13 protein-coding genes are annotated in these 16,061 nt (G+C 65.6%); 3 read left to right on the top strand and 10 right to left on the bottom strand.

Annotation, left to right across the window (positions count from 1 at the left end; translation table 11 throughout):
* Position 1: 1 nt before the first annotated feature.
* On the top strand, positions 2-841 hold the full coding sequence (locus tag MB901379_RS02340) for a DpnII family type II restriction endonuclease (RefSeq protein WP_158015185.1): 840 nt from the start codon (positions 2-4) through the stop codon (positions 839-841).
* A 670-nt stretch (positions 842-1,511) separates the two neighbouring features.
* On the opposite strand, the gene MB901379_RS02330 is transcribed toward MB901379_RS02340, so the two are convergent.
* Together MB901379_RS02330 and MB901379_RS02325 are read right to left on the bottom strand one after the other, a co-directional pair.
* Positions 1,512-3,002 (bottom strand): MauE/DoxX family redox-associated membrane protein, encoded by a 1,491-nt coding sequence (locus MB901379_RS02330; RefSeq protein ID WP_158015183.1) that lies wholly within the window; start codon positions 3,000-3,002, stop codon positions 1,512-1,514.
* A gap of 355 nt (positions 3,003-3,357) precedes the next feature.
* On the bottom strand, positions 3,358-5,316 hold the full coding sequence (locus MB901379_RS02325) for a DUF7159 family protein (RefSeq protein ID WP_456319948.1): 1,959 nt from the start codon (positions 5,314-5,316) through the stop codon (positions 3,358-3,360).
* On the opposite strand from MB901379_RS02325, the gene MB901379_RS02320 reads away from it, so the two are divergent.
* Positions 5,221-5,487, top strand: a complete 267-nt coding sequence (locus MB901379_RS02320) for a hypothetical protein (RefSeq protein WP_158015181.1) — start codon at positions 5,221-5,223, stop codon at positions 5,485-5,487. The genes MB901379_RS02325 and MB901379_RS02320 overlap by 96 nt on opposite strands.
* A gap of 18 nt (positions 5,488-5,505) precedes the next feature.
* Here MB901379_RS02320 and MB901379_RS02315 read toward each other — a convergent pair whose 3' ends face one another.
* The 4 genes from MB901379_RS02315 to MB901379_RS02300 form a co-directional block, all read right to left on the bottom strand.
* Positions 5,506-7,002 (bottom strand): bifunctional phosphatase PAP2/diacylglycerol kinase family protein, encoded by a 1,497-nt coding sequence (locus MB901379_RS02315; RefSeq protein ID WP_158015180.1) that lies wholly within the window; start codon positions 7,000-7,002, stop codon positions 5,506-5,508.
* 58 nt (positions 7,003-7,060) lie between these two features.
* Positions 7,061-7,672: a muconolactone Delta-isomerase family protein gene (locus MB901379_RS02310; RefSeq protein WP_158015179.1), complete on the bottom strand. Its 612-nt coding sequence runs from the start codon at positions 7,670-7,672 to the stop codon at positions 7,061-7,063.
* Positions 7,673-7,809: 137 nt separating this feature from the next.
* Positions 7,810-8,697 (bottom strand): glycoside hydrolase family 16 protein, encoded by an 888-nt coding sequence (locus MB901379_RS02305; protein ID WP_158018886.1) that lies wholly within the window; start codon positions 8,695-8,697, stop codon positions 7,810-7,812.
* A 116-nt stretch (positions 8,698-8,813) separates the two neighbouring features.
* On the bottom strand, positions 8,814-9,833 hold the full coding sequence (locus MB901379_RS02300) for an NADP-dependent oxidoreductase (protein WP_158015177.1): 1,020 nt from the start codon (positions 9,831-9,833) through the stop codon (positions 8,814-8,816).
* A 63-nt stretch (positions 9,834-9,896) separates the two neighbouring features.
* On the opposite strand from MB901379_RS02300, the gene MB901379_RS02295 reads away from it, so the two are divergent.
* Positions 9,897-10,604, top strand: a complete 708-nt coding sequence (locus MB901379_RS02295) for a DUF3060 domain-containing protein (protein WP_158015175.1) — start codon at positions 9,897-9,899, stop codon at positions 10,602-10,604.
* A gap of 22 nt (positions 10,605-10,626) precedes the next feature.
* Here MB901379_RS02295 and MB901379_RS02290 read toward each other — a convergent pair whose 3' ends face one another.
* The 4 genes from MB901379_RS02290 to MB901379_RS02275 form a co-directional block, all read right to left on the bottom strand.
* Complete coding sequence (locus tag MB901379_RS02290; RefSeq protein WP_158015173.1) at positions 10,627-11,013, bottom strand: hypothetical protein; 387 nt, start codon at positions 11,011-11,013, stop codon at positions 10,627-10,629.
* A 68-nt stretch (positions 11,014-11,081) separates the two neighbouring features.
* Positions 11,082-12,539, bottom strand: a complete 1,458-nt coding sequence (locus MB901379_RS02285; RefSeq protein ID WP_158015172.1) for a DUF7159 family protein — start codon at positions 12,537-12,539, stop codon at positions 11,082-11,084.
* A gap of 202 nt (positions 12,540-12,741) precedes the next feature.
* A complete protein-coding gene (locus MB901379_RS02280; protein WP_158015170.1) occupies positions 12,742-14,604 on the bottom strand; it encodes an Hsp70 family protein in 1,863 nt (620 codons plus the stop codon).
* 153 nt (positions 14,605-14,757) lie between these two features.
* Positions 14,758-15,987: a hypothetical protein gene (locus MB901379_RS02275; protein WP_158015168.1), complete on the bottom strand. Its 1,230-nt coding sequence runs from the start codon at positions 15,985-15,987 to the stop codon at positions 14,758-14,760.
* Positions 15,988-16,061: the final 74 nt, after the last annotated feature.

The raw sequence follows: 16,061 nt of genomic DNA, 5'->3' as shown, positions 1-16,061 counted from the left end.
AGTGAGCGACGCGGTTTCGTTTGAGAGCTATCTGGCGTCACTGGGGCGGCTAACAGCCCACGTGGACCCAACCGCGTCGACACCGGAAGCAGAGAACATCCGCGAGGCCGTCGCAAGCCTTACCTCAATCCAGACTGTCGAAACCACTGCTCTGGCGGATTGGGTTGCGGCCCATCCTGATTGGGTGGCGGTGCTCGGCCTGGTGGTCGGCCTGTCGCAGGAGAAACTCAAGAACGCGCTGCGCGACAAGCTGGACACGTCCGGTTTTGTCACGCTGGCCCGCACGCGCGCCACAGACTTGATCACCGTGCTCGACGAAGACTTCGACCTACTCCGGCTGCTGCGCACGCAGATTGTCCGCGAGTACGGTTTCGCCGATGTGCTCATTGCACGTGCCGGGCCGCGCGTCACTGCGTTTGGTGGTCAAGCGTCAGGACGCAAGGTCGAGGACGAGATCGCCGCTATCGCCGAGGATCTCGGGCTGTCGTGGGTCGCCCGGTCGCGTTACACAGGCCGCAATAATCGGACCGCGCCCGCAGATTTGATCGTCCCTGACGACAAGAACGCACTCATCGTGGTTGCCGCAAAAGGGTTTGACTCTACCGGCAGCAAGCTCACTGACGCCGTTCGTGAGATTGAGGAAATGGCGGAGGTCCGCCTTCCAACACAATTTGTTTTTGCTGTGATCGACGGTATTGGCTGGAAATCACGGCAGGCGGATTTGAAACGCATTCATGCCCTCTGGGCGAATAAGCAAATCGACGGCATGTATACCCTCGCAAGTCTCGATAAATTTCGAGACGATCTCGAAGCCGCGGCGCACCGACTCAAGCTCGTTTGACCCCGCGGCGCTCTTACGCGCCGAGCCGCCGCAGCCGTTCGGCCGCCTGCTGACATGCGACGGCCAGGCGCTGCAGCCCTTCGGTGTCGAGCATTACCTCGCCGTCACAGTCGATGAATGCTGCTGGGGCGCCGGGTGCCTCTGGGTCGACATCGACGTCAAGCTGGTGGCCGCTGGTCGGGCCGCCGCCTTTTATGACCGCGCCTGTAGGGGGTAACGGCGTCGGCGGGTGCCGGTGGCGTGTAGTCGGCGCAGAATGCGCAGGTGCCGTCAGTGCGGTCTGTCGGGACGGTGCAGAGCGTGCACTCGGTGGTGGTGGTCATGGTGCTGTACGCTACCGGCGAAATATGTTGTGCCACAACCGATTTTGTAGACCGGTCTACACCCAAGTGGCTGTATTGGCTGGTCACGGGCCTACCCAATATGCGACACGCCGCGCGGGCGGTGAGCCTCGGTATCACGTGAGTATCACAACTCGACCTGAACTCACGCCAAACAGATGCGGACACACTTGGACGCACCGAGGATGTTTGCGCAGTTCAACGCTCCTCCCGCCTCGAGTTGCAGGACGGGCATGGACCCGCTTGGACCTATCGAATCGACTTCCCAAGCTGATTACGGGGGTTCGATTCCCGTCGTCGGCTCCACGGACCGTTGGCGTCGACGTACCTTAGCTACCGCATGTCTTCGGAAAGTTCACCGATCGACCGAGTTGCTTCATGCCGGTGCGGTACTGCTCGGTTCCGGGCAGGTCGGTGGTGGCGGCCGACCAGATCGTCGTTGCACACCGGGAGGCGTCGCAGCCGCCCCCAAAGGTCTTGGACGCGCTGTCGGTCACCGTCTGGCACATGCATTGTGCCCGTGCGGGATTCGCGGCATCGACCTCACACACCATGTCCAGGCAATTGGCCCACGGCACTCCCGACGGACAGGACATGATGCCGAAGTTCTCGTTGACGTTGTCGGTGGAGAACGTCGAAATCACCTTCCGGCCCGAAGGCGTGCGCTGATCGCAGGTCGTAAAGCCCATCGAATAGCCGTTCAGCACAACACAATCACAGACCGAGATGCCCGGGTCGGTGTCGGAGCGCACGCACGGCGCCGACGTGCACAGCGCATAGGTCTGATCACATAGCCAGACATCGCCGACCTGAAGCGGGCCACCGGTGGGCGAAGCGCTGGCCTTGTTGGCGGCACCAAACGTGGACGCGACGCCAGGCACCGCAGCGGCCGACGCCAGGCCGGCCATCGCTCGGCCCAGGGCTCGGCGGCGGGTAAACCGCCGTTCGTCGGCAAGGCTGCGCGCTTGGTCAACGAGGGCTCGGATCGCGCCCGCCCCGCGCGCAGGTGCGGCAACCAGTTTTCGTTCGCCGACGATGAGCACCGCGCTGGGGGTGGCGGTGATGCCGTAGCCGGCCAACGTGGCCCGGTACTCGTCGACCAGCACCCTTGACGGGCCCTGCGGGTCGAGTGCGTCGTCTACCGGACCACCGTTGACCACCACGACTGTCAGGAGATCGTCGATGTCACGCTGCCATTCGGCTATCTCGGGCAGCAGGGCATCGCAGGCGCTGCAACCGGTCTGACTGAAAACCAGAACCAGCGGACGCTGCGGCTCTAGTAACGCCTCGAGCGTCCAGGTTCGACCGTCGGTGTCCGGCAGTACAAAGCCCGGAGCCTCAGCGCCCGCTCGCGCGCGCCAGTTCCGCCGCACTCTGGGCCCGATCCACAGCCCCAGCAGCGTGATCGTGAGCACCGAGAACCCCCAACCGAATTGACCTTCCAGCGCCACGAACGCGGCCGCCGCCGCGATGCACCCGTTGCGCGCCACCGTCGTCCACCCGATGGGCGCCGAAGAGAACCGCCCGAAACAGTGACAGGCAGGCCGTCGGTCACGCGCGAGGTTGACCACCACCGCCACGCTGAACGCCGCGGCCAGCACCATTACAGTCAGGGCGCCGACTCGGATAAACGGTCCCACGAGCAGCATCAGTCCGGCAGCCAGCTCCGCCAGTACCAAGGCCCACCCCAGCGGTCCGGCCAGAGCTTGGGGCACGCCGAATCCGGCGACCGCCCGACGATGATCGCCGCGGTCTGCCAGCTTGGTAGCGGCAGCCACAGTGAAGATCACACCCAGAAGCACTCGTGCGACGAAAACCACCAAAGCAGACACCTCCGTTTCGGACGCCAAGGCCGCTGGGTCGCGGACAAGCAAGCGCCAAATCAAGACGAATTGGCGGCCTGCGAAGCGCAATTCGAGGATGTCAAACAGCTAGAAGCCGCGCACGCGTTCCGGGCAAGATCGTCGACGGTGTTCTCCTATGACGTCCCCACGCGTGACGCCACCGAAGATGCTCGGCTTGGCCGGCATCAACGCGACCGCGCCGCTTGTGGCTTTGCGTGCTTGATGCCGACACGCTCGGCTACATCCGAACCCAGACCGGAACGTTGTCGCGGTTGCGCCGAGCCGCTAGGAAATCCAATCCACATGGCGACCGCTTGCTGCGGCCATTCGATCAGGACTGAGCCCGCGGTGCGCAACGCATCGTCTGGCCGTGGACCGAATTAGCCGGCGGGCGCGGTCTAGGATGCCCGCCGCCGGTGGAGGTACCACCACCACTGGAGACCCCACCACCACTGGAGATACCGCCACCACTGGAGACCCCACCACCGCTCGACACACCTCCGCCGCCGATGCCAAAGCCGCCGCCCCCACCGCTCGGGACACCACCGTCACCGCCGAGGCTGGGCGCTCCGCCACCGCCGGTGACACTTCCACCGCCACCGCCAGAGATGCCTCCCCCACCAAGGCTGGCCGATGGCTCCTGCGCCGGCACCGTAACTGTCTGCGGAATCTGGGGCACGGTCAGCGGCAAGTCGGGGGCCGGTGGAGCTTCGATGCCCGGTGAACCAGGAACGGGTGCACCGCCGGAGCCGGTCAGACCAGGAGCAGGTGGAACGTCCAGACCGGGCAAGCCGGCGATCGGCGGCGCATCCAACGCGGGCAAGTCATCCGGGGATTGAGGCTGCACAACGGGGGCCGGTGGCTGCGACACCTCAGCGGGAATAGGTGGGTGTGCTACGGGGACATGCGTCGGCGCCTGCGACACCGGAACCGGCGACGGCGACACCACCACAGGCGACCGCGACACCGGAACCGGCGACGGCGACACCACCACAGGCGACCGCGACACCGGAACCGGAACCGGAACCGGCGACGGCAAAGGCGACACCGGAAGGGGAACCGGCCATGGGAACCCCGAAACACGCGCAGGACGTTGCGGCGTGAGAAGAGCTAGCCAAGACAGCGCCAACGGTGGCGATTCGGTGTGCAGCGCAGGGCTGGTGGCCGGCACGAAGATCGGTACCCAAGAGTCCGGCGCGGGCGCCACTACCGGAACCAGCGCCGGTGGATCGGTCGGAACCGCTGCCGCGGGCGGCAGAGTGGGAGAGAAAGCGTCCACCGTTGAGGGCGTGCCGGCCTGGACCGGCTGACGAACGGGTCTCGGCTGGGGAGCGGAGGCCACAGCCGGTGGCACCGGAACTCGCTGCGTTGGGACGATCAGATGTTGGCCCGGCGTTGGCCACAAAGCGATGCTGCTAGAGCGCATCCCGATCGCCAACGAAATTTCCATCGCGATCACCGCGCTAATGACTGCCACCGCAGCCGCGCTGCCGAACAGCAGCGCGGGCCTGCGCTGCCCGCGCTCACCGTCCGTCGTGTCCATCACCGAGGTGAGGGCGTCGGCGTCCTCGTCCGGTACCGCACTGTAGGCCAGCTCCTCCGCACCGGCCGCGGCACCGGCCGAAGCGGCAACACCGGAATAAACACTGCAATAGCGGGGTGACACCGGGTCGGTCTCGGAATTCTGCAGGTAGGCAAGCGGGGCGGTGGACGAGTTGAACACCGCAGTGTTGGCAGCTGCCAGCGCCGCCCCGCGGGCCAGCGCTGTCTCCGGCTCCTCGGGCGTGCTGATCACAAGCGTTGTCGCGGCCTCCAACTGCGGTTTGCTCGCACCGATGTCGACGCCCGAGCCGATCAAGACCAGCCCATCGGGTCGCGCTTCCAGCCCATCCACGCCCGAGACCAACGCGATCAGCTCAGCTGCGGCGTCGGTACCGCCAAGTGGTTCTTTGTGCACGTCGGCAACAGATCCGTCGATGGCATCGATCATGGCTAGCGTCGCTCTGCCGGGCTCTACCAGAAGCATCGCGATGCGCTCGTAGCCAATAGCTTGTCCGACCGCCTGGGCCATCGCCACCGCCGCCAAGAACGCCGAAACCAGCATGACGTTGTCGACTTTGCGCGCCGCCAATGCCTTCCGCAGCTCGTCCGCATCGAGCTGATCGGTCCAGGTCACCCCGATCGACGTCAGCTGATGACCGGCCTGGTCCGCGCCCTCCCGGGTACCCAGGATGGCGGCCACCAACTGGTCAGTTGCGCTCGGTTTTGCCGCGTCCCCGGTGGGCGTCAGCGTGAAGTCGTCTTCTTCGACGGTGGCACCGTCCGCGCTGTCCCCTTCGACAAGCGGGCCGTCGGCCTGGTTCCGCTGGCGGCGATCACGGTCGCCAAGAAGCCGCCGGCAGCCGAAGCCTACCGCCGGCCCGGTGCCGCACGTGCTACGCCACTACACCGAGGTGCGTGACCTGACCGAGGGGTTTGTTTAGTCGCTGGGAAGCGGTCGGAAGACCGCAAGAATCCGGTATTGCGCTGCGAAGCTGGCTTTTTCGTATCGGTCGCCGACCTCGCCGTCATGGGCGACCACAGTCGGGCCGTCGACTGCGGTGAAACTGAATTCGGGTACCTGCAGTTCATGGTAGAGCGGACTGCGCTCCAATCGCCCCAGCGCCAGCGCGGCCAGTATGCGCGCCTTCGCCAGCCGAGGACCGGTTTCCAGGATGCGCACGTCGATCAGGCCGTCATCCATCCGAGTGCGACGGGATGGAGCGAAGCCGGTCGGCAAGTACACCGAGTTACCCAGAAAAAACAACGACGTCTGCACAGTCTTGTTGTCGTAGCTGATCCGGACCGGCTGGTCCTTGCGCAGCGTCTGCAGCATCGCGTAGATGCTGGCCAGTGGCTTGCCAATGCGTTTCTCCAGCTTTTCTCGCCGCTGGACGAACTTGGGGTATGCACCGATGCTGGCATTGTTGACCACCATCCGACTTTGGTTGAGGCACACCAGGTCAACGCGGGCCACGGTGCCGCGTCGAATCGCTTGGATGGTCTTGGCCACGGTGTCGCAGCCGATGTCCTTGGCGAAATGGTTGAACGTTCCGGCGGGAAAGACGGCCAACGGCAGCCCCGCGTCGGTGGCGACCGCCGCGGCGGTGGACACGGTGCCGTCACCGCCGCCGACCGCGAGCACCTCGGCGCGAGCGGCAACGCCACGTAAGACCTGCTGCGGGTCCTGGTCGGGAGCCAGCTCGACGATCTCCGCCTGGGGCAGCCCTGCACGTACTTCCTCGATGACGCGGGCCCCGTTTCCGCTACCCGACGCCGGGTTGATCACCAGCACCACCCCGGCGCCATTCGGGCGTTGCGGCGTACTTACCCGCAGCGGTTCCGTTGCGGGTAAGTCGGTTTCGACAATGGGCGGTACCAGCCGGCCGCCCAGCACGGCTATGCCGGCACCAATGCCGAATCCGGCGACGACGTCGCCCGGGTAATGCGCACCGGTCGCCACCCGAGACAATCCGACCAAACCTGCCAGCAGCGCCAGTCCGAAGCCCAGCGGCGGACTCTCCAAGCCCACCCCGACCGCGAACGCAGCTGCGCTGGCCGAATGACCGGACGGCAGCGAATTGGAGGTGGGCCGCCGCCGGACCTGCCTGAGCAGCGGAACCGCGTCATATCCGGGACGAGGGCGCTGGCGGATTCGCTTGGCGACCTGGTTGGTTAACAAGCTGGTGACTCCCAGCGTTATCACCCCGCGGATCGCGCCGCGCTGGGCAGAACTCTTCCCCGAGGCGAACAATGCCCCGGCGATGCCGAACCACAGCTTGGAATGGTCGGCCGCTCGAGTCAACGGCGGCATGAAGGTGTCCAGCAACGGCGTCGGGCTCGCAGCGATAGCGTCGAACAGTTCGCGGTCCAGGGAGCCCAGTCCCCGGGTGATCTGTTTAATGCTGCGCGTGCGTTGCCAGCGCCGGCCCTTCATTCGCTCTACCCTAGCCACCGGGCGTCGTTCTCCAGGTCGCCAGCGACTGGGCTGCGAGTTAGTGCAGGCGGATCGGATCGTTGGGATGCGGGCTCAACAGCGTGGTTTCGATGGTCATCCAGCCCGAGAGCGGAAGCGATTCCAGGATCGCCATCAGCTCGCCAGGATCACGGGCTCGCCATAGGCCCAAGGTGCGGGCGTCCGGTCCGTCCGGTAACACCCAAAGCCGCACCAGGTGTCCAGCTTCAGCCAGCTGTCGCGCACGGTGGGCCTCCCGCGTGTTGGCGTCGTCGAGTGCGCGCTCCGAGGTACCTGCCGGCACGGTAACGGTCATGGTGATCAGGAACTCGGGTCCCTTGCCGGGTCGGGGGATGACGCCCGCGCCCGCCGGGTCGTTGGGGTGCGGGCCCAACGCCGTGATCTCGTCAGTACGCCAGCCCCGCAACGGCATCGACTCCAGCACCCGCCGCAGCCGGGCACTGTCATCGGCCGCAAAAAGCCCGAGAGTTCGCCATTCACCCGGCCGCAGGGGCGGACGCCACAGGCGAAGCAGATATCCCTGGGTTGCTAGCTCCCGGGAGTGCGCGGCCTCGCGGGCACGGACTTTGTCGATGTCGTCGTTTGCTGTGCCATCGGGAACGTGGGTGGTCATGTCGACCAAGAACTCCATGCTGCCTCCCGGGGCAAGCCGTCAGACCCGCGCGGCGCAGGCGGCGATCCGGAAGCAGCGCCGCACAGTCCGGAGAGCAGGACCTGCACAACACCGTCTCTCCGTCGGAAAAACGCTTCCCGCTGTGGGAATCGCCCCTAGAAGACGCGCACCCAGTCGACGAGCATCTCCTGCGGGTACGAACCCGCCCCGGGGTCGCCACCACCGGAACCACCAACCGCAAGATTCAGCACCGGGAACACCGTGTATCCGGGGTCATTGAACGGCCATTCGCGAATCGGCTCGTTCAAATCCTCGATGCCGGTGGCGGGAACCGAGAAATACGGTTCCATCCCGTCGGCGTAGTCGAGCCAGAAATACATGCCGCTGGGATTCCACGTGACCCGCCAGTTGTGCCAGGCGCCGTCCACACCGATCGGGCATGTCTCGAATGCGGTACCGTCCGGATTTGCGTGCACCGTGGTGCCCGACGGCCATGTCCCGTTGCCGTACCACTCGATCAAGTCGATTTCGCCGCTGCGACCGGGGTCATCATTGGACAGCCACCAGGCGGGCCACATGCCGGGCGCCAGGCAGTTGAACTTGATTCGGGCCTCCCACGTGGTCCCGATACCGCCCCGCCACAGACCGTGGACTAGGCCGCCGAAGTAGTGATTGCCGTCCCGGGTGGCGCGCAGAACCAAGTTGGAGTTGCCATCGAGGAACACGTTTTGGCGACTGTCGCGGTACTGCCCCCAAAACTCGGGCCGGTCAAACCCGACCGGGTTCCTGATCGGCGTGCGGTGGCTGGACACCTGCCACTTCGACGGGTCTGGAGCCGAGCCGGCCGGACCGTCAAACTCGTCATGCCACAAAAACCCCGGTGTCGCTCCCGCGGGCGGTGCGGCCGGAGCGGGCACCGGGCCCGCCGGCGCGGCCGGTAGGGAGGGGCTAGCTGCGGCTTTAGGTGCCGGGATCGCGGCCGCCAGCGCGCCGAATCCCGCCATCATGATCATTCGGCGACGGTCAATCTCTGGCATAAGCAAGGGACGATAGCAGTTCATGCGGCACTACGTTGACTCCGGCGAGTGCCTCCGCGGTCGCACCAGTTCAGCAGTGGTGGCCGCTCACGGCCCCCCGGGATGCCGCGCTGCGCGTCGCGCTACCCGCTGCCAGGTTCGCTGAGCTTGACCAGCGTCTTGCCGATGTTGGCCCCGGTGAACAATCCGTTGAGCGCGACGACGCACGACTCGATGCCGTCATAGATGGTCTGACGGTGCCGGAGGCGTCCTTCGGCCTCCCATTTGCGCAGGTTGGCGAAGGCCTCGTCGAACCGGCCCCACTGGTCGAGCGCGTTGAATCCCTGCATGAGCGCGGTCTTGGACAGCAGGTTGACGTAATTGGCCGGCCCGGGATGTTCGCCGGTCAGATAGCTGGAGATGACCCCGCACAGCACCACCCGAGCCTTGGGCGCCAGCCGGCCCAGCACGGCGTCGAGGATCGGCCCGCCGACGTTATCGAAGTACACGTCGACGCGCCGGGGACAGTGTGCCTTGAGCGCCGCCGACAGATCGTCGTTTTTGTAGTCGATGCACGCATCGAAACCGAAGTTTTCGACCACAGCCCGGCATTTGTCCGGTCCACCGGCGATGCCGATCACGCGAGCTCCGGCGATTTTGGCGATCTGACCGGCAACCGACCCGGTGGCGCCCGCCGCGGCCGAAACCACCACCGTCTCACCGGGCTGCGGGCGGCCGATGTCGGTCATGCCAAAGTAGGCGGTGGCCCCGGTCGGGCCGTACACCGACATGATCGCCAACTGGTCGTCCTCGCCCGGAATCGGCGTGCTGAACACGTCGTCGCGGATAATCACGTACTCCTGGAAGCCCGTCAGTGTGGTCACCACGTCGCCGACGGCGTAAGCGTCGCAACGTGATTCGACCACCTCACCGATCCCCGCGGCCCGGATAACCTCGCCGAGGCGCACCGGGGGAAGGTAGCCGGGCTGGTCATCGAGCCAGGTCCGGGCGGCGGCATCGATGCCAACGTAGGTGGTACGCAGCAGTGCCTCGCCGTCCGCCGGCTCGGGCGCTTCCATGGCGACCAGCACCGTGTCGTCGGGCTGGACAAGCCCAGTTGGGCGGCGGCGCAACACGATCTGGTGATTCAACAAGTCCGACACGTACCGAAAGTACCTAAGGAACTTGGCCTATTCGGCGCGATTTCGGTATGGGACCATCGGTGCATGAACCCAGAGGACGACCCCGAAGCCCGGATCCGGCAGCTGGAGCAGCCGCTGGCCGACGCGGCGCGCGCCTCCGAGCTAGGGAGTGCACCGGCACCGGGTGGCTTTGATTACCAGCCCTACCCGCCGCCGCCCTCCGGAACCGTGCCGCCGCCACCGCCGGTAGGGCCGCCATCGTATGGGTACCAACCCCCATTTCCCGGGGCAACACCACGATCGTCGACGGGCAACAGGGCGTTTTGGATTGTGGCCGCCTGCTTCGTGGTGGGCATCCTTGCGGTGGTGGGCATCGTCGCTCTCTACGCCGCACGCCACATCTCCCACACGTTAGCCACGCTGTCACCCACGACTTCGGCGATCAGCGTCCCGCACAGCCCGCCTCCCCGGGGCAACCTGACCCAAACGCCGACCGCCGAGGCGCCAGCGACACCCAGCCCACCTGCCGGCAGCAGTCTTAGCGTGGTCGGAGTCAACGAACACAAGACGATTACCTGTAACGACAGCATCGTCAGCGTCAGCGGGGTGTCCAACACGGTTGTCATCAGCGGCCACTGCACAAGCCTCACCGTGTCCGGATTCGACAACAACGTCACGGTCGACTCCGCGGACATCATCGATGCCTCCGGCCTCAACAACGAGGTCACGTATCACTCGGGCTCGCCGAAGGTCAGCAAGTCCGGCAGCGGGAATCAGGTCGGCCAGGGCTAGCCACCGGGAGCGCAAAGTCCGTCTACGCCGGCTCTTCGGACGGATCGTCGAGGACGCTGACCGCGATGCCGTACGGCAAGAATCGGACCCTGCGCTTGGGGTCGGTGTTGTCCTTGTTCGCACGTAGGGCATCGAGTTCGGTTGCATAAACCTGTTCCACCCGGGCACCACCGTCGGTATCGACGGTGTAGATGGCCCATACGCCGTCGCCGGCCTCGCCGGTGGTCTCCGGCGCCGGACGCGTGCGACGCGCCAGGTCGTCGAAAATTATCGACCATCCCGACCGGTCGCCCGGGGCGCTGAAGAACCTGCCGATCCGCTCGAACGCATCGCGCAGACCGTCGCTGCCCTCCCTGATCACCCGATCAAAGTCGTCTGGGTCAAAGCCAAACGCACCATTGTCGCCCACACCATCTCCTCGCAAATCAAGCGTGCTAATGCCCAGTCTGCGCGCAGTCGACCAGATGTGCCACGCCGCTACGGCGCCGGCTCCGGCGGCGGCCCGGCCGGCGGCGGCTCCGGCGGTGGTGGCGGCGGTGGCGGGTTGATCGGAATGGGAATCGAGACGAACGGAAGGTGCAGGTACATCGTCATCGGCGCCTGCGTGGGCATCGCGGGCGCCGGCGTAGCGGGCGCGGGCTCGGCGACCGGTGGTGGAACCGCAGGTGCCGGGGCCTGCACCGGGGTCGGCGCGGGCGCCTGGGGGGTGGGTGCGCGCCGGGGCTGTGTCACCGGCGCCATGTTCTGCGGCGGTGGTTTGGCTACCGTTTGCCGTGGTGCCTGCACCACCGGCGGCGGCTGAACCACCGTGGCCGGGCTGGCGACCTCCACCGGCGCCGCGGGCGGTGGCGAACTCAGCGCCGGCAATTGCACTGGAGCCGTTGTGGCCGGTACCTGAGGCACTTGAGTGGGCGGCTGAACTGGCACTTCGGCGGGGGTGACCACGCCCTGGGGCGGGCTGGGCTGCGCGACGGCCGCCGGCCGGACGTCCGACGTCAGGGAAACCACCAGCAATCCGGCCGCGAAAGCCGCGACCCCCACCATCGCGCTGCCGGCCAGTACCAACGGCCTGCGCCTGCCCTGAGCATCGTCGTCGCCCTCATCGGCTAGGGCGCTGTACGCCAGGGAGCCCTGGCCGCGGTCCGCTCCGACGCAGACGTCGAGGTAGTTCGCGGCGAGCGCGCGGGCATTCATTTCACCGGTGCCCGGATCCAGTGCGTACGCCAGCGCCGAGGTTGATGATGCAAATAGTGGCGCATTGGCCGATGCCAGCGCCGCGCCGCGGGCCAGCGCGCTTTCCGGCTCCTCCGGAGCGCTCACCACCAGCGATGTCGCCGCTTCCAGCACAGGCTTGATCGGCACAATGTCGACCCCACAGCCAATGACGAACACCCCGCCCGGTCGCGATCCGGGCGCATCGAGGGTCGCGACCATCGCCGCAAGCTGGGCATCGCTTGCCCCCTCGCCCAGACCCTGGTCCAGGGACTGCCGGTGCAGATCAACGATCGAACCATCACCGATGTCCACGACCGCCAGCGTCGAACTGCGGGCCTCGACGAACAACATTGCGATGTACTCGTAGTCGAGCGAATAGCCCACCGTCTGCGCCAACGCGGCCGCAGCCAGCAGTGGCGAGACCAGCATGACGCTTCCGGCGTCGCGCGCGGCAAGCTCGGCTCGTAGCGCCGCCACCCGTGACGGGTCGGTCCACGTCACCCCGGTCGATGTCAGGTGGTGGCCAGTTTCAGCCGCACCCTCGCGGGTTCCGATCAGCGCGGCCATCACCTGCGCGGGGGCTCCAGATGTTGCCGGAGCGCCGTCATCAGTGACCTCGAAAGTGGCTTCCTCGACGGTGACACCGTCCGCGTTGACGCCTTCGATCAGCACTAAACGGACAGCCGAGGATTCCATCGATACCCCAAGCACGATGTCCATAGCCCCTCCAAGCCATTTGCTAGCTAGCCATGGGGTCTGGGCGGACAGGCGCACCGCGCGGGCCGCCGTCGACAATTCTCAAATTCTCACGCAAATTAGCTGGCGCTTATGCAGTTCTGCCAGCTCGAAGACTACTCGCGTACGACGGCAGGCGGACCAGTTCTGACCAAGCTCAAATTGGGCTGCTACCCCTGCCACCAGCTCACTGAATGCCCGGGCTGAGAAAAGGGTTCTGTGGGCCCGGATTCTGCGAGACGGGATTCTGCGGAGCCTGACTTGCCGGCACCTGGATCGGAATCGGCACCGGTAGCAGGGGGACGTGCAGCCACTCGGTGGTCATCTTCACCGTCGATGTGGTGGTCACCGGCTCGGTCGTGGTGGCGGCGGGCTGGGTCGTCGTCGGCGTTGTGGTTGTGGTGGTCGTCGGTGTTGTGCTGCTAGGCGCTCGGGTAGTTGTGGTGGTAGTCGCCGCCGGCGCCTTTGTGGTTGTCACCGGAGCAGGCGGTGATGACGGTGATGGCGGCGGCGCCACACTGGTTGGTGTGGGGGCAGCACTGGGCGCCGGAGCCGCGCTGGCGGACGGTCGAACCGAACTGGGCACCACGGGGCTGGGCGCGATGGACTTGGACGGCGCGGGCAGCGGCGCAACACTGGGCACCACCGGGGTGTTTCGCCGCTCGATGGCCGTCAGGGTGAACGCCACACCACCGATTGCGGTCATCGCCACCACCGCAGAAATCCCAATAAGCAACTGCGATACGCGGAATCGCCGCCACGGCGGGTCCTTTGGCGGCTCGACCACGTTCAACCGCATCGACCAGCAGGGACCATCTTCGTTGTAAGAATCGCCGTCAAACCGCGGCAGACCTTCGCTGGGGAAGTCGGTTTGCGACCAGGCCAACTCGCGATCGGTTGCCGCATCCTGGTCGATCACCATCACGTCACCGGCGGGCAGTTCCACCACGCTGGTCCCGGCGGCGGCTGCCGCCGCCATCAACCCGATGGTTGTCCGGTTCCTAAAATCGAGCTCCCGGCCGCGGCCGGCCAACAGCGATGCACCGGTCGCTGCCGCCGTGCCGGGCTGGGCCACGGTCAGTACAGGTAACCGGGTATGAAATGAAAGACGTTGAGTAACAAGCGGAATGCTGGCACCACCACCCACGGTGACCACCGCCGAAAGATCCGCCCAACTCGCCTTGTTGCGAGCAAGCATGTCGTCGAACGCGTAAATGAACCCGGTCAGCTGATCCTGGATCAGGTCTTCGAACTTCTCGCGACTCAGTTGCATCGTCGTGCCGGATCCGGAGAGCTCAGCGGCCAGTTCGGTGACGGCTTCCGTGGACAACCGTTCTTTGGCTTCGCGGCAGTGCTCCCGGAGCAATCCGAGCTGACCGACGGCCGCGGTACTGGCCGTATCAAGGCCATCGTGACCAAGCTCCTCAATGACATACATCAGCAACGCCTGGTCGATCTGATTTCCGGAGAAATCCTCGTAACGCATTGTGGTGCTTACCGGCTCGAAATCCGAAGTGGTCTCCACCAACGTGACGTAGGAGCCGCTACTACCGAAATCGAGCAGGCCGACGACGCCGCCAGCGGCCAGGCCCAACTCCGAATTCGCTGCCGTCATAGCGGCGATGGCATCTGGCACCAGGCGCGGCGCCATACCACTACGCACAAAGCCGACGTGCGTCCGCAAGGCATTTCGCAACGCCTGCACGGCCGTTGGTTTCCAATGCGACGGTACCGCGATCGCGATATCAGACGAACTTGCGTCGGCGCCGCCAGCGACCACCATTGCATCCAAGGCCTCCACCATGAGAAGGTCCGGATCGTGCGCAGACCCGTCGGGGGACACCAGCGCAACCGAGTCACCGATACGCTCCACAAAGCCACTGATCAACATGCCGGGCTCGGCCAGGTTCGGATTCTCACCGAGCACACCAATTTTCGGGGCGCAATGCGGGTACAGGGTGAGCACGGCGCGACGCACGACCGGAGGCTTTCCGGTGGACGCCGCAACCAAGTTCATGGTCCCGATCGACAACCCCAGTGGGTCGTACATAGAACAGATACTTTCGCCGATTGGGTCGATGGCCAGCGTTAACCATAGCGGCGGGCCAACCCTATGTAGCTCGTTCCCAACCTCATTGGTATGCGGTCGAAGCCGTGTCGTCACCAAAAAGGTATCGTCGCCGACTTGACAGCCGGCGCCGGTTCAGACCACCGTGAGCGGTAGCGAACGTCTCGGCTCGAACTGGAACTCAGACCCATGACTTACCTTGGCTACCAACACCTCCGGCAGCTCGTCGGCCGGGTTTTCGGTGGCCAGCAGTTGCGCTGTCCAGTCGGTGTCGGTCCCCGTTACCCGAACCTGAACGTGCGGATCGATGGCGGTGGCAATCGCCTGTAATGGCTGCACCGACTCGGGTGTGCACAGCGAAATCCATGCCCCGTCCTCGTGCGCCGGCGAGCGGTGTACCAGCAGCTGGTCTGCAACCGTCTCGGCCGCAACGTAACCGGCGGGATTAAACAGCGGATGCAGTTCGAATACCCGCAGTACCCCGGCGGCCCCGCCGGGGAGCGCCAGTGCCCGATGAATGCGTTCGGCGGCCAATCCGGCCACGCCGATCAACTGGCGGGTGCCCACGGACTGCGCCAGCTCTGCGTCTGCACCGGCACGCTGACGCACCGCGATGCCGAACGACAGATTGAGCAGGTGCATCTGCAGGCACACCTCGTCGGCCATCCGCACCAGCGCAGAGTGCGAGAAGGCCGTGAAGTCCAGGTCGGAAAGCAGTGGGCCCGAGTAGTCCGCCAGACCGTTCTCAATGCGATCAATTGCACCTAATTGCCAAGTAGCGGCCTTGGTTTTACGGACCATGTCCAGCGCCGGGATGCCTTGTGCCTCGGGATATGACTCGTCGATGATGACCGTCCATGCGCAGTGTGGATGCCGGTCCGCCGGGGTGCGGGGTGGGCGATGAATGGGACGCACCTGAGCACGCGGGTTGGTGGCGATGGCGGTGGCGTCAAACGTCGGGTCTTCGATGGTGTGGCACATGCCGAAGACGTATTCGTCACCCATCGGTTCGACGTCGAGCAGCGCGCCACAGTGGTCCAGATGGAATTCGCCGTGCCAGCGATCGTGGAGGGTATAGCGAAAGTCCATGAACTGTGGCGGAGCCCCGATGTCCAGCTGCAGGCCCTTGAAGATGGTGGGCACGTCGTCGCCCTCGAAGTTGAGTGCCTGTTGCATGCGCTTGGTGTAGATCGGACTGGCGCCCGCCCACTCTTCGATGGCGATCTGCAGCATCTCCTCGCGGCCGAACGCCTGAATACACCAGGCCATCCCCGACCGGTCGATCAACTGGCCGATCAGCAACAACTCGGGTACCAGGATTGCCAGCTCATCGCGGGACAACCCCGCGTACCGGGATTGGCTCATCCCTCAAAGGTAGCCAGTCCGGACTCCAACCGCCGCCCCGGGCCGACCCGGCAGCGGCCCGCCGTTCCGCCGTA

Source organism: Mycobacterium basiliense (assembly GCF_900292015.1).
Classification (GTDB): domain Bacteria; phylum Actinomycetota; class Actinomycetes; order Mycobacteriales; family Mycobacteriaceae; genus Mycobacterium; species Mycobacterium basiliense.
This window is presented reverse-complemented; position numbering and strand designations above follow the sequence as displayed.

What these genes read in the sequence shown, in the direction of transcription:
- MB901379_RS02320 (WP_158015181.1), top strand. Translation starts at nt 5,221, where the DNA reads ATGACCGGCCTGGTCCGCGCCCTCCCGGGTACCCAGGATGGCGGCCAC.
- MB901379_RS02315 (WP_158015180.1), bottom strand. Translation starts at nt 7,002, where the DNA reads ATGAAGGGCCGGCGCTGGCAACGCACGCGCAGCATTAAACAGATCACC.
- MB901379_RS02310 (WP_158015179.1), bottom strand. Translation starts at nt 7,672, where the DNA reads ATGGAGTTCTTGGTCGACATGACCACCCACGTTCCCGATGGCACAGCA.
- MB901379_RS02295 (WP_158015175.1), top strand. Translation starts at nt 9,897, where the DNA reads ATGAACCCAGAGGACGACCCCGAAGCCCGGATCCGGCAGCTGGAGCAG.
- MB901379_RS02285 (WP_158015172.1), bottom strand. Translation starts at nt 12,539, where the DNA reads ATGGACATCGTGCTTGGGGTATCGATGGAATCCTCGGCTGTCCGTTTA.
- MB901379_RS02280 (WP_158015170.1), bottom strand. Translation starts at nt 14,604, where the DNA reads ATGTACGACCCACTGGGGTTGTCGATCGGGACCATGAACTTGGTTGCG.
- MB901379_RS02275 (WP_158015168.1), bottom strand. Translation starts at nt 15,987, where the DNA reads ATGAGCCAATCCCGGTACGCGGGGTTGTCCCGCGATGAGCTGGCAATC.